The sequence below is a fragment of the Phenylobacterium sp. genome, from assembly GCF_030651755.1.
Classification (GTDB): domain Bacteria; phylum Pseudomonadota; class Alphaproteobacteria; order Caulobacterales; family Caulobacteraceae; genus Phenylobacterium.
The window spans coordinates 20,805-34,123 of sequence record NZ_JAUSBZ010000084.1 but is presented as its reverse complement, the minus strand read 5'-3'; the positions used below and the strand labels follow the sequence as shown (position 1 = coordinate 34,123).

Below are 13,319 nucleotides of genomic sequence, written 5' to 3'. Positions count from 1 at the left end.
CAGGGCAATTTCGGCAATATCGACGGCGATAACGCCGCGGCCATGCGCTACACCGAGTGCAAGCTGACCGAGGCCTCCCAGCTGCTGCTGGACGGAATCGACGAGGACGCCGTCGATTTCCGCGCCACCTATGATGGCGAGGACTCCGAGCCTGTGGTCCTGCCGGCGGGTTTTCCCAACCTGCTGGCCAATGGCTCCAGCGGCATCGCCGTGGGTATGGCCACCTCGATCCCGCCGCACAACGCCGGCGAACTGATCGACGCCTGCCTGCTGATGCTGGACGCCCCTGACGTCAGCACGGCCGACCTGATGGTGCATGTGAAAGGGCCGGACTTCCCCACCGGCGGGGTCATCGTCGAGCCTCACGCCTCGATGGTCGAGACTTATGAGACCGGCCGGGGCGGCATCCGCACCCGGGCGACCTGGACGCGGGAGGATACCGGACGGGGGACCTATCAGATCATCGTCACCGAGATTCCCTATCAGGTGAAGAAGGCCGATCTGGTCGAACAACTGGCCAATCTGATCGAGAACAAGCGCGCGCCCCTGCTGGGCGACGTGCGCGACGAGTCGGCTGAGGACGTGCGGCTGGTCCTGGAGCCGAAGAGCCGCAACATCGAGCCCGAAGTCCTGATGGAGAGCCTGTTCAAGCTCTCGGACCTCGAGACCCGGTTCCCGGTGAACCTCAATGTGCTGGACGCCCGGGGCACGCCCCGGGTGATGAGCCTGAAAGAGGCCCTGCGCGCCTTCCTCGACCATCGGCGCGAGGTGCTGGTGCGTCGGGCCCGCCACCGGCTGGCGAAGATCGAGGCGCGGCTGCACATCCTTGATGGCCTGCTGATCGCCTATCTCAATCTGGACGAGGTGATCCGCATCGTTCGGCACGAGAGCGAGCCCAAGGCCAAGCTGATCGAGACCTTCAAGCTCTCCGAGCTGCAGGCTGACGCCATCCTCAATACCCGTCTGCGGCAGTTGGCCCGGCTGGAGGAGATGGAGATCCGTCGCGAGCATGGCGAACTGTCGGAAGAACGTGACGGCCTGCTGAAGCTGCTGGAGTCCGAACCGCGCCAGTGGAAGCTGGTGGGGGTGGGCCTCAAGGAGGTCAAGAAGGTGCTCGGCCAGGAGACCAAGCTGGGCGCCCGCCGTTCCATCTTCGCCGACGCCCCCGATGTGGACGCCGAGGCGGCTATCGAGGCGATGATCCCCCGCGAGCCGATCACCGTCATCCTGTCGGAGCGGGGCTGGATCCGGGCGGCCAAGGGCAAGGTGGACGACCCTCCCGAACTGAAATTCAAGGAGGGCGACAAGCTGGGCTTCATCGTCCCGGCCGAAACCACCGACAAGCTGCTGATCCTGGCCTCGGACGGGCGGTTCTTTACCTTGGGCTGTGACAAGCTGCCCTCGGCCCGCGGCCACGGCGAGCCCCTGCGGCTGATGATCGACCTGGAAGACCAGGTGGAGATCGTCGACGTCTTCGCCCACAAGCCCGGCCTGCGCCGGGTGCTGGCCTCCAGGGCTGGATACGGCTTTGTCCTGGCGGAGGATGAAGCTGTCTCTGGACGGCGGGCGGGCAAGCAGGTGCTCACTGTCGACAAGCGCGGCGCTCTGCCGACCCTGGCGGTTACGGGCGACCACATCGCGGTGATCGGCGACAACGGCAAGATTCTCATCTTCCCCATCTCCGAGCTCCCGGAAATGCCCCGGGGCAAGGGGGTCAAGCTGCAGTCCTATCGCGAAGGGGGTTTGCGGGACGCGGTGGTGTTCAATGCCGAAATCGGCGCCGCCTGGATCGATCCCGCCGGCCGCACCCGCGTCTGGACCGAGTGGCGCGACTGGCTGGGGCGCCGCGCCGGCGCCGGCAAGCTCGCCCCCCGCGGCTTCCCGACCAGCAAGCGGTTCAAGCCGAAATAGGGTCCGCGCGCCCCCGGCAAGAACGGCTTGGCCATTGCCGGGGGCGCAGGCTCCGCTAGGTTCCGCCCAAAGAGTTCTGGGGAGGCCTCACATGTTCCGTTCCAACCGTCTGTCGGCAGCGATGCTCGCCGTCGTTCTGCTGGCTGCGCCGTCATCGGCCCTGGCCCAGCGGGCGCCAGCGCCCCTGCCGGCCGCCGCAAGTCCCGAGTCGGTGGGCTTCTCCGCCGAGCGGCTGAAGCGCCTGGACGCCGCCATGGCCCAGGTGGTGGCCGATGGCCGTGTGGCCGGGATATCCACCCTGCTGGCCCGCCATGGCAAGGTCGTCGCCTTCAACACCCATGGTCAGGCGAACCTCGCCGACCAGCGGCCGATGCAGAAGGACGCCATCTTCCGCATCTATTCCATGACCAAGCCGGTGACCGGTGTGGCCATGATGATTCTGTTCGAAGAGGGCCGCTGGCGCCTCGACGATCCGGTCAGCCGCTATGCGCCTGAGCTGGCCAATCTGATGGTGATGACCGGCGAGGACGCCCAGGGGCGGCCGATCCTGGAGCCGGTCGCCCGCGAGCCCACCATGCGCGAACTGATGAGCCACACCGCAGGCTTCGGCTATGGCCTGTCCGACGAGCGGGCGGTTGACCGGATGTTCCGCGAGAAGAGCGTGCTGGGCTCGTCGTCCTTGCAGGAAATGGTCGAGAAAACGGCGACGATTCCCCTGTTGTTCCAGCCGGGAAGCGACTGGAGCTATTCCATCGCTGTCGATATCCAGGGCCACATTGTCGAGAAGCTGAGCGGCCAGACCCTGGGCGCCTTTATGGCCGAGCGAATCTTTGCACCGCTCAAGATGCCTGACACGGGCTTCCATGTGCCGGCCGCGTCAGCGCACCGTCTTGCGGCGGTCTATGTGGGCGCCCCGGAGGGTGGACCGCTCTTTGAGGCCCGTGAGCTGGCCGGCGCGCCCGCCCAGGACTTCACCGTTCCGCCGGCCCTGGAATCTGGTGGTGGCGGCCTGGTTTCAACCGTCTCCGACTATGCCCGGTTCGCTCAGATGATCGCCAATGGCGGCCAATTGGACGGGGTGCGGATTCTATCGCCAGCGACCGTCGAACTCATGGGAACCGACATGATTCCCGCAGACGCCCTGGTCTCGTCCAACGGCTCGGTGGGGACGCGATTCAACGACGCGGTGGGTTTTGGCCTGGACTTCGCGGTGGTCAAGGACCCGCGCAAGGCCGGAAGTCTGGAGGGCCAGGGGACGATGAGCTGGGGCGGGGCGGCCGGCACCTGGTTCTGGGTCGATCCGACAAACGACGTGGTGTTCGTCGGCATGATCCAGCGGTTCGGCGGCACCGGCGGGCCCGACCTTGGCACGGCGACGCGGACCCTGGTCTATCAGGCCCTGGTCGACCCGGCGAAGTAGCTGACAGGGCCGAAGGGCGGGACCCGCGCCGGTCCTTCGCCTTGACAAGGCTGGCCCCGCATGCGCCCTTCCGCGCCTCGATTTCCCTGCTTTTTCTGCGACTCCTCATGCACCCATATCGCTCCCACACCTGCGGTCAGCTTCGCGCTGGCGACACAGGGCAGTCCGTCCGCCTTTCCGGGTGGATCCATCGCAAGCGCGACCATGGCGGTCTCGTTTTCGTGGACCTGCGGGACAATTACGGCCTGACCCAGCTGGTGCTGGCGCCGGACACGCCCGGCTTTGCGGCTGTTGAGCGTCTGCGGGCCGAGAGCGTCATCTGCATCGATGGCGCGGTGGTCGCGCGCACGCCGGAGACCGTGAACCCCAACCTGCCCACCGGCGAGATCGAAGTGCAGGTCAAGGGCGTCCAGGTGCTGTCGGAGGCCGCCGAGCTGCCCCTGCCGGTGTTTGGCGAGCCGGACTATCCGGAGGAAATCCGACTCAAGCACCGCTATCTGGACCTGCGTCGCGAGACCTTGCATCGCAACATCCTGCTGCGCAGCCAGGTGATCGCCTCGATTCGCCGTCGCATGACCGACCAGGGCTTCAACGAGTTCCAGACCCCGATCCTGACGGCCTCGTCGCCGGAAGGCGCCCGGGACTTCCTGGTGCCCTCGCGCCTGCATGCGGGCAAGTTCTACGCGCTGCCCCAGGCCCCGCAGCAGTTCAAGCAGCTGCTGATGGTGGCGGGCTTCGACCGTTATTTCCAGATCGCGCCGTGCTTTCGCGACGAGGACCTGCGGGCCGACCGCAGCCTGGAATTCTACCAGCTCGACGTGGAGATGAGCTTCGTCACCCAGGAAGACATCTTCGCCGCCATCGAGCCGGTGATGCACGGGGTGTTCGAGGAGTTTTCGAACGGCAAGCCGGTGACGCCCTATCCGTTCCCGCGCATCCCCTACCGGGAGGCGATCGCCAAGTACGGCTCGGACAAGCCCGACCTGCGCAACCCGATCCAGATGCAGGCGGTGTCCGACCATTTCCGCGGCGGCGGCTTTGGCCTGTTCGCCCGCATCCTGGAAGACCCCAAGAACGCCGTGTGGGCGATTCCCGCCCCCAAGGGCGGCAGCCGCGCCTTCTGCGACCGGATGAACTCCTGGGCGCAGGGCGAGGGGCAGCCGGGCCTGGGCTACATCTTCTGGAGCGAGGACCAGGGCGGCTGGGGCGGTCCGATCGCCAAGAACCTGGGGGCTGAGAAGACCGACGCCCTGATGGGGGCCTTGGGCCTGAGCCAGGGCGACGCGGCCTTCTTCGTCGCCGGCGACCCGAAGGTCTTCTACAAGTTCGCCGGCGCGGCCCGGACCAAGGTCGGGACCGACCTGAAGCTGGTGGACGAGGACCGCTTCGAATTCGTCTGGATCGTCGACTTCCCGATGTTCGAGATGAACGAGGAGTCGAACCACGTCGACTTCTCGCACAACCCCTTCTCCATGCCCCAGGGGGAGATGGAGGCGCTGCAGACCCAGGACCCGCTCGATATCCTGGCCTACCAGTACGACATCGTCTGCAACGGCTATGAGCTGTGCTCGGGCGCGGTGCGGAATCACCGGGCCGATGTGATGCTCAAGGCCTTCGAGATCGCGGGCTACAGCCAGCAGGTGGTCGAGGACCAGTTCGGCGGCATGCTGAACGCCTTCCGCTATGGCGCGCCGCCGCACGGGGGCCTGGCGCCGGGCATCGACCGGATCGTCATGCTGCTGGCCGGTCAGACGGCCATCCGTGAGGTCATCGCCTTTCCGCTGAATCAGCAGGGCCAGGATCTGCTGATGAGCGCGCCGTCAGAGGTCGAGGACAAGCAGTTGAAAGAGCTCAGCCTGCGACTGGCCCTGCCGATCAAGCCGGCCTGAGCCGGCTCAATCGAGGCCGATCTCCAGGAAGCGGGGGACCGGTGGCGCAGGCGGGCTCGGCGGCGTTGGCGACGTCATGGACCGGCCGCTGCAGATCCTGGCCGTCAGGCCGGAGGGGAGGCGGGTGGCGCCATCTGCGCAGGCTTCGTTGATCTGAGACTGGACCAGGCCCCGGGCGCGGGACAGATCGGCGCCGCCCAGATTGGTCCGGTCCATGCTGGCGCCGCGGAAGTCCGCCCCATGAAAGATGGCGTTCCGCAGATTGGCCATGTCCAGTTCGGCTGATCGGAAGGAGGCGCGGTCAAAGCGGCCGGCGCTCAGATTGGATGCGGTCAGTTCGGCGTCGCGAAAGTCTGCCCCGCGGGCGTTCACATTGGTGAAATTCACACCCTTCAGCTCGGCGTCCATAAGCCGCGCATCAGTGAGATTGGCCTGGGCGAAATTCGAGCCGCTGGCGTCCACATCGCGCAGATCGGCCCGGCTCAGATCGGCCTGGGCGAAGTCAGACCCCTTGGCCTCCGCAGAGCGCAGAATGGCGTCGGACAGGTTGGCCCCGCCAAAACTCACCCCCATCATGGCGCTGTCGGACAGGTCGGCGCGCGACAGGTTGGCGCGGGTGAAGGCCGACCCATGAAAGCGGGCGCCGCGCAGATCCGCGCCGACGAGGGCGGCCTCAGCGAAATTGGCGCCCATGAACCGTGCGCCCGCCAGCTTGCGGCCCGAGAGCTCGCACTTGGCGCAGGATCCGCCAAAGGCGACGATCTTGGCCACGGCCTTGTCGCTCACCATGGCGTTGGCGGCGACCGGGGCGAAGCCGACCAGGACCGCGAGGAGCGCCAGGAGGCAGGTGGGCCGGTTCATCAGGGCGAGGGCTCCATGTCTAGGCTATCCATCTGCGACGGCCAGGCCGGAATGACCACTTAATTCCCAGTAATTTTACGACCTTAGCATGGGGGAATGCGCAGCCCGCCCGGCAGGCGGGTGGCAGAGTCGCCGCAGGCCTGGTTGAGCTGGGCCTGGGCGAGGCCCACCGACCTGGCCATCTCCGCGCCAGAGAAGTTCGCGCCGGCCAGTCGCGCGCCCCGGAAGTTGGCGCCGTCCAGGTGGGCGCCGACGAAGCTGGCATTGGTCAGATCGGCGCCGGCGAAGCTGGCGCTTGAGAAGACGCCGCCATAGGCCTCCACGTCACGCAGATCGGCGCCGGCGAAGTTGGTGCGGTTCATGATCGTCAGGCTGAGATCGGCCTGGCGCAATCGCGCCCCCGACAGGTTCTTGCCCTTCAGGGTCAGGCCGCCCAATTCCGCCTGAAAGAGATTGCACTTGGGGCAGCTGGCGCCGGCGCGCACCTGACTGATCTGGCCGGCGTTCTGCGCCGCGACCGGCGCCGCGAGGGCCAGGACAGCGAGAAGGGCGAGGGGTCCAGACAGTCTCATGGGCGGCGCCTTGCATCATACGGAACGACTAGCCCTAGTCCGTGCAAGCTTAAGGCCAGGTGTGCGCGGCCAAGGTCAGCCGGTGGCGTCGTCGAACCGGCCGGCCCGGGCGCCGCAGGTTTCGCAGATCAGGCTGGCGCCCTTTCGCACCGCGGCGATGTCGCCGCAGGCGGGGCAGACATCGGCTGTCTGGGCGCTTGGCGTCCGGGCGGCGCGGTGGTCGGCCAGGGACAGGACCACGAGGTTGTCAGGCGCTGCGCCTCGGGAAAAACCCTTGGAGATGTAGCGCGAGGCCGGCTGCGGCTCGCCCGCGGCGAGGCCGGGCTCATCAGCCTTGCCGCGGCCCAGGCCATCAGCATTCAGCTCGTCCGGATCGGCGTTGGCCAGGTCGTCACGACCCAGATAGGAGACGCCCAGCTCGCGGAACACATAGTCGAGGATCGAGGTCGCCGAGCGCACGGAGTCGTTGCCGGTCACCGGCCCCGCCGGCTCGAAGCGGGTGAAGACGAAGGCCTCGACGAACTCGTCCAGGGGCACGCCGTACTGCAGGCCGATGGAGACGGCGATGGCGAAATTGTTCATCAACGAGCGGAAGGCGGCGCCTTCCTTGTGCATGTCGATGAAGATCTCGCCGAGTTCGCCCTCGTCATACTCACCCGTGTGCAGATAGACCTTGTGACCCCCCACGGAGGCCTTCTGGATATAGCCCTTGCGCCGGTCGGGCAGCTTGCGCCTGGCCCGCTCACGCTCCACCACCCGTTCCACGATCCGCTCGGGCCGTGGCTCCTGGACTGGTTCAGGCCGGGTCGCCGCTTCCGGGCGCGAAGTCTCCCGCGGGGTCGGCAGATCCAGACGCTGGTAGGCGGGCGGCTCGGCTCGGGCGATCCGCACCATTGGCACGCCGGCCAGGCGGGCCTGCTCCATCAAGGTCTGGACATCGGCCGGCGTGGCGTCCCAGGGCAGGGTGAAGTCCGCCTGGGCGGGCCGAGCCAGGGCCGGCGCCAGGTGGGCCAGCATGGCGAGATAGGGGGCTGGACCCAGGTCATCGGCGGTCAGGAAGATGGTCTGCTGGTCGTCCGCCAGTTCGGAGCCGACAAGACGGCTGGCCCCGAGGGCATAGGCCTCGGCCTCGGCGATGGCGGCCTCGGTGAAACCCATGACGCGCAGGGCGTCAAAGCGCGGGTCATGCAGGTCTTCCCCCGGCGCGCCAAGGACGTCCGCGAGAAATCCCTCGCCCACCACCTCTGGCCGGAAGGCCTCGCGCAGGGCTGCGCAATAGGGCAGGGCTGCCTCAACGGCGCCAATCTCGTGTTCCGTGAAGCCTCTGGCGATGAGGGCGGCATGGTCGACGCCCGGGGCGTCTTCGAGGGTGCCGTGCCCCAACAGGCGCCAGCGAGCCGCGTCCAGATCGGCGCCGACCGCCCGCAGGCCACAGAGGGCCGCTTCGCTCATGACGCGAACCACCTGGCCGTCCGCCGTCTCAGCGAAGGTGACCGGGCCCTCCCAGGGCTCACCCGCCGAACTGGCGCCGCCGAGCATCAGGGTGAGTTCGGGATCTTCGAACACGGCCAGTCCGCCGTTCAATCCCGGACAGGCGAGGCGGGCGACTCGGTTGGCGCGCTCAAACAGCTCCAGGGCCGCCGCCCGCCCGGCCTCGGAGTCATAGGCGTGGCCGTGGGCCGCCAGCCAGTCGGCCAGGCCCGCCAGGCCCAGCGCCGCGCCGCCCCCGGCGGCCTGGGCCGCCAGGGCTGTGGAGAGCACGCCAACTGCCCCATCAAAGGCCGTGGCGTCGAAGGAGTCGCCAACCCCGAAGGCCATGAGGCTGACGGCGCCCAGGGCGACTGGCGCCTCGGCCATGGATGCGAACCCAACGGTCAGCCGTCCGGTCTCCCAGGCGCTGAGAGCCAGGGTGCGCAGCAGCGGCTCGCTTGGGGCCTCGTCGACGACCGCCAGGGTCAGGGGGACGGGCGCGGGCGGGGCGAAGGCGGTGGGCAGGCGGGTTTCCCCCGCGCGCGCGAGGGCGATGGTGTCAAGGATGGCGGCGTCGGACGCCCCGGCCGCCCGGGCGGCTTCGGCGGCCCTGGCGAGGCTGGGATTGCGTTGCGGATCAGCGCAGGCGTCGGGATCGCCCTGGCAGCGATGGATGGCGTCCACCAGTCCCTGCTGACGGGCGGAGAAGGCGGCCGCCGCGCCCTGGCTGGCGGCGCGGCCCCGGTGCTCGGCGCGAAGCCGGGCGAGTTGTTCGATGATCTCCCCAGGACCCGAGAGCAGCTCAGTGTGGGCAGCAGGAAGGGCGCGCAGGGCGATCCGTCCGGCCATCAGACCGGCGCCGAGCTCGCGACGGAACCGGCCGCGGGCGCCCACGCCCTCGAACAGGCCCAGACGCTGGCCCGACTGGACCATGTTTTCGGCGAAACGGAAGATGGCGGCCGGCAGATCGGTCTCGCCCCCCGCCCAGTCCAGCCAGGCCTCCACCTGGGCGTTGGGCCAGGAGGCGGGGGCCAGGACCTCGACAACGTCGCCGCTGCGTTCGAGCGCCCGTCGCTCCATCTTGCCGCTATCCAGACTCATCACAGACTCCCTCAGGCGCAGGGTAGGAAGCCCACCTGGGGTCGGCAATAGATGTTGCGTGGGAGTTTGGGTTCATCCCCAAGATGTTGAGGAATTCCGGGCGCTGGACGGCTTGGGGGCGGAGACCTATAGTCCGCGCGAAATTCCTGCCAGCCGGGTCAGTCCAACGTGTTCAAAGCGATCTTCACCTGGTGGAATGGCGCCAACCTCGGCGCCCGCTTCCACATCGGCCGCCGTGGCGTCTTTGTCGGCCAGGACGACTATGGCAGCCGCTACTACGAGGCCAAGGACGCCTCGGACTCCTATGATGGGCGCAAGCGCCGCTGGGTGATTTATTCGGGCTATGCCGAGGCCTCGAAGGTGCCGGCCGAATGGCATGGCTGGTTGCACTACACCTTCGATGAGCCGCCGACGGTCGAGCCGTTGCTGCGGCAGGCCTGGGAAAAGGACCATCGTCCGAACCTGACCGGAACCATCCATGCCTATCGGCCCCAGGGCTCCTTGGCCCGGGGCGGGGAACGGCAGCGCGCCACGGGGGACTATCTCCCCTGGACTCCGGAATAGTCGCGCCATCATGCGCCCCGCGCGCCTCATCGTCGTTGGATTGAGCGCCGCCGGTCTGGTGGCGGGCGGCGCGGTGCTGGCTCAGACCGCGCCAGAGGCCCCGGCCGCCGCTGCGCCCGTCGCGCCGCCTCCTGCGGCGCAGGCCGAGCTGCCAATGCAGCTTCCGCCGCCCGAGCCCGTGCCGGACCTCGAGCCAGAGCCGCCCAGGCCCCGCGCCGCCCAGCCGCCCGAGCCGCCCTCCGAACCCAAGCCGCCCATGAAGCGCGCCCGCTACGGCGTCGCCATCATTCAGGCTCTGGACAAGGTAAGCGCTGAAACCATCCGCTTCGAAGCGCCGGTGGGCCAGCCGATCCGATACAAGAGCCTGGTCTTCACCGTTCGGGCCTGCGAGCTGGCCGCCCCGGACGAGCGCGCTCCGGACGCCATGGCCTATATGACGATCGACTCTCAGCCACGCCCGGTGGCCGGTCGGCCGACGCCGCCGCCGCGCCAAACCTTCCGGGGATGGATGTACGCCGGCGCTCCGGGGCTGAACCCCCTGGAACATCCGGTCTATGACGCCTGGCTGATCACCTGCAGGGCCGAGACGCCCCCCAAGGCCGGCTGATCGCCAAAGGTGGCCGAGCAGGCCAGGGCTGCGACCAGGCGGCGCTGATAGGCCTCCCGCGGGATCTCTTCGGCGTTGAATTGGCTGAGGTGCTCGGTGATGAACTGGGTGTCGAGCAGCAGGTAGCCCCCCGAAATCAGGCGCGCGACCAGGTGGACAAGGGCGACCTTCGAGGCGTCGGTCGCCCGGGAGAACATGCTCTCTCCGAAGAAGGCCGCCCCCAGCGAGACGCCGTAGAGGCCGCCCACCAGGCGGCCGTCCCGCCAGCACTCCACCGAATGGGCGCAGCCCATGGCGAATAACTGGCCATAAAGGCTCCGAATGGACGCATTAATCCAGGTTTCGCAGCGGTCCGGCGCGGGCTCCGCGCAGAGGGCCACCACCTCGTCGAAGGCGGTGTCGAAGCGGATTTCAAACGGCTCGGCCCGCACCGTCCGGGCCAGCCGCCGCGGGATATGAAAGTCCTGCAGCGGCAGGACGCCGCGGTGTTCAGGATCGACCAGGAAGATCTGGTCGTCCTCCCGGGCGTCGGCCATGGGAAAGACGCCGCGGGTGTAGCAGGCCAGCAACTGGAGCGGGCCAAACGCCTCCATGGGCTCAGGCTTCGTCAGCCTGGGCTTTGATCCACTTTTCCAGCCAGTGGATGTTGTAATCCCCGGCGATGATTTCCGGCTGATGGATCAGGTCCTGGAACAGGGGAATGGTCGTTTCCACCCCGGCCACCACCATCTCACCCAGACAGCGATTGACCCGCGCCAGGCATTCCTCGCGGTCGCGTCCGTGGACGATCAGCTTCCCGATCAGGCTGTCATAGAAGGGCGGGATGACGTACCCGGCATAGACCGCCGAATCCAACCGCACACCAAGGCCGCCAGGTGCGTGGAAGTCGGTGACCTTGCCCGGCGAGGGCGTGAAGGTCCGCGCGTTCTCGGCGTTGATCCGGCACTCGATGGCGTGGCCTTCGAAGACCACCTGTTCCTGGGTGAAGGACAGCGGCAGGCCTGCGGCGATGCGGATTTGTTCGCGCACCAGGTCGATGCCGGTGATGGCTTCGGTGACCGGATGCTCCACCTGCAGGCGGGTGTTCATCTCGATGAAGAAGAACTCGCCGTTCTCATAGAGGAACTCGATGGTGCCGACGCCCAGATAGCCGATGGCCTTGATCGCATCGACCACCACCTTGCCGATCTTCTCCCGGGCGGCGGAGTCGAGGGCCGGGGAAGGGGCTTCTTCCAGGATTTTCTGATGGCGGCGCTGCAGCGAGCAGTCGCGTTCCCCCAGATGGCAGACATTGCCGAAGGAGTCGGCGACGACCTGAATCTCGATGTGGCGGGGCTTCTGGAGGTAGCGCTCCATATAGACCGCATCGTCGCCAAAGGCGGCCTTGGCCTCCGACCGGGCGGTGGAGACAGCCTCGGCCAGGCTCTCGCGGTCCAGGGCCACCTTCATGCCGCGCCCGCCGCCGCCGGCGGCGGCCTTGATCAGGACGGGAAAACCGATCTCCTCGGCCGCTGCAAAGGCTTCATCCTCAGTGGTCAGTGCGCCGGCCGAGCCGGGGACCACGGGAATGCCGGCCCGCATCACCGCCTGCTTGGCGGTGATCTTGTCGCCCATCATCTGGATGTGCTCGGGCTTGGGCCCGATGAAGGTAAAGCCGTGGGCGCCGACGATGTCGGCGAACCGGGCGTTCTCCGACAGGAAGCCATAGCCCGGATGGATGGCCTGGGCGCCGGTGATCTCCGCCGCGGCGATTATCGCGGGGATGTTCAGGTAGCTTTTGGCGGCCGAGGCCGGGCCGATGCAGACGCTCTCATCGGCCAGTCGCACCCACATGGCGCCAGAGTCGGCCTCCGAGTGGACGGCCACCGTGGAGATGCCCATCTCCTTGCAGGCCCGATGAATGCGAAGGGCGATTTCGCCGCGGTTGGCGATCAGAATCTTGTCGAACATCGAACTACTCGATGACGACGAGCGGCTCGCCGAACTCGACGGGCTGGGCGTCGGAAACCAGGATCTCGACCACCTTGCCGGCGCGGGGCGCCGGGATCGGGTTCATGGTCTTCATGGCTTCGATGATCATCAGGGTCTGGCCCGCTGCGACGGTGTCGCCGACCTTCACGAAGCTGGGCGAGCCCGGCTGCGGCTGCAGGTAGACGGTGCCCACCATTGGTGAGTTCACGGCGTCGCCGGCGGCGCGCGCCGGCGCGGCCGGAGCCGCGGGCGCTTCGGCGGCCACCGGGGCGGCGACCGGCCCCAGGGCGGGGGCCGCGACCGTGGCGGTGACCGACACCTGACGGGCGACACGGACCTTCAGCCCGTCGCGCTCGACTTCGATCTCCGACAATCCCGTCTCGGTGAGGATGTCGGCCAGTGTGCGCACCAGACGGGCGTCAAGCGGATCGGCGGAAGCCTTGGGGCTGCTAGCCATGGAAAGGACCCTTGCTGCTGGGAGGCGTCAGGCGCTGAGGCGCGCCGCGGCCTCAACGGCCAGTTCATAGCTCGCCACGCCGAAGCCTGACACGACTCCCGTCGCAGCGAGGGACACATAGGTGTGTCGGCGGAACGTCTCGCGGGCCGCCGGGTTGGACAGGTGGCATTCCACCACCGGAACTTCGAGCGTCTTAAGGGCGTCGAGAAGCGCGATGGAGGTGTGGCCATAGCCGGCGGGATTGATCACCAGGGCGCTGGCGGCGGTTCGCGCCTCCTGCACCCAGTCGATCAGCACGCCTTCATGATTGGATTGCCGGAAGTCAATCACGCAGCCGAGGGACTCCGCCCGGCGTTCGCAGGCCATGCGAACGTCGTCCAGGGTCTCTTTCCCATAAATCTGAGGCTCGCGGATGCCCAGAAGGTTGAGATTGGGCCCGCTCAACACATAGATCAGTTTCGACATTCGGCTCCGCCGGCGATTCCGCTGTCTTGTA

The 13,319-nt window shown here is 67.7% G+C and carries 12 protein-coding genes; 5 read left to right on the top strand and 7 right to left on the bottom strand.

Annotated elements, in window-relative coordinates; genetic code table 11:
• From parC to aspS, 3 genes are all read left to right on the top strand, one after another.
• A partial coding sequence (gene parC, locus Q7V15_RS08185; RefSeq protein WP_304754982.1) for a DNA topoisomerase IV subunit A occupies nt 1–1,911 on the top strand: 1,911 nt, incomplete at its 5' end.
• Nucleotides 1,912–2,002: 91 nt separating this feature from the next.
• The gene (locus Q7V15_RS08180) at nt 2,003–3,331 is read left to right on the top strand and encodes a serine hydrolase (RefSeq protein ID WP_304754980.1); all 1,329 of its coding nucleotides are present in this window, start codon (nt 2,003–2,005) and stop codon (nt 3,329–3,331) included.
• Nucleotides 3,332–3,438: 107 nt separating this feature from the next.
• Entirely contained in the window at nt 3,439–5,220 is a 1,782-nt protein-coding gene (aspS, locus tag Q7V15_RS08175) for an aspartate--tRNA ligase (RefSeq protein ID WP_304754979.1), read from the top strand.
• A 6-nt stretch (nt 5,221–5,226) separates the two neighbouring features.
• Here aspS and Q7V15_RS08170 read toward each other — a convergent pair whose 3' ends face one another.
• The 3 genes from Q7V15_RS08170 to Q7V15_RS08160 form a co-directional block, all read right to left on the bottom strand.
• Entirely contained in the window at nt 5,227–6,081 is an 855-nt protein-coding gene (locus Q7V15_RS08170; RefSeq protein ID WP_304754978.1) for a pentapeptide repeat-containing protein, read from the bottom strand.
• 83 nt (nt 6,082–6,164) lie between these two features.
• Nucleotides 6,165–6,653: a pentapeptide repeat-containing protein gene (locus tag Q7V15_RS08165; RefSeq protein ID WP_304754977.1), complete on the bottom strand. Its 489-nt coding sequence runs from the start codon at nt 6,651–6,653 to the stop codon at nt 6,165–6,167.
• Nucleotides 6,654–6,728: 75 nt separating this feature from the next.
• Nucleotides 6,729–9,224 (bottom strand): ribonucleotide reductase, encoded by a 2,496-nt coding sequence (locus Q7V15_RS08160; RefSeq protein ID WP_304754976.1) that lies wholly within the window; start codon nt 9,222–9,224, stop codon nt 6,729–6,731.
• 168 nt (nt 9,225–9,392) lie between these two features.
• On the opposite strand from Q7V15_RS08160, the gene Q7V15_RS08155 reads away from it, so the two are divergent.
• Together Q7V15_RS08155 and Q7V15_RS08150 are read left to right on the top strand one after the other, a co-directional pair.
• Nucleotides 9,393–9,788, top strand: a complete 396-nt coding sequence (locus Q7V15_RS08155) for an NADH:ubiquinone oxidoreductase subunit NDUFA12 (RefSeq protein ID WP_304754975.1) — start codon at nt 9,393–9,395, stop codon at nt 9,786–9,788.
• Between the two features lie 10 nt (nt 9,789–9,798).
• Nucleotides 9,799–10,395 carry a DUF2155 domain-containing protein gene (locus Q7V15_RS08150; RefSeq protein ID WP_304754974.1) on the top strand — a complete coding sequence of 199 codons (597 nt, stop codon included), beginning with the start codon at nt 9,799–9,801 and terminating at the stop codon, nt 10,393–10,395.
• Here the strand turns inward: Q7V15_RS08150 and aat are convergent.
• Genes aat through Q7V15_RS08130 form a run of 4 tightly spaced genes read right to left on the bottom strand, consistent with a single transcriptional unit; the run spans nt 10,341 to nt 13,288 of the window.
• Entirely contained in the window at nt 10,341–10,988 is a 648-nt protein-coding gene (gene aat / locus Q7V15_RS08145) for a leucyl/phenylalanyl-tRNA--protein transferase (protein WP_370689793.1), read from the bottom strand. The two genes, Q7V15_RS08150 and aat, sit on opposite strands and share 55 nt — an antisense overlap.
• Before the next feature lie 4 nt (nt 10,989–10,992).
• A complete protein-coding gene (gene accC / locus Q7V15_RS08140) occupies nt 10,993–12,345 on the bottom strand; it encodes an acetyl-CoA carboxylase biotin carboxylase subunit (RefSeq protein ID WP_304754972.1) in 1,353 nt (450 codons plus the stop codon).
• A gap of 4 nt (nt 12,346–12,349) precedes the next feature.
• On the bottom strand, nt 12,350–12,823 hold the full coding sequence (gene accB / locus Q7V15_RS08135) for an acetyl-CoA carboxylase biotin carboxyl carrier protein (RefSeq protein WP_304754971.1): 474 nt from the start codon (nt 12,821–12,823) through the stop codon (nt 12,350–12,352).
• 27 nt (nt 12,824–12,850) lie between these two features.
• Nucleotides 12,851–13,288: a type II 3-dehydroquinate dehydratase gene (locus tag Q7V15_RS08130; protein WP_304754970.1), complete on the bottom strand. Its 438-nt coding sequence runs from the start codon at nt 13,286–13,288 to the stop codon at nt 12,851–12,853.
• Nucleotides 13,289–13,319: the final 31 nt, after the last annotated feature.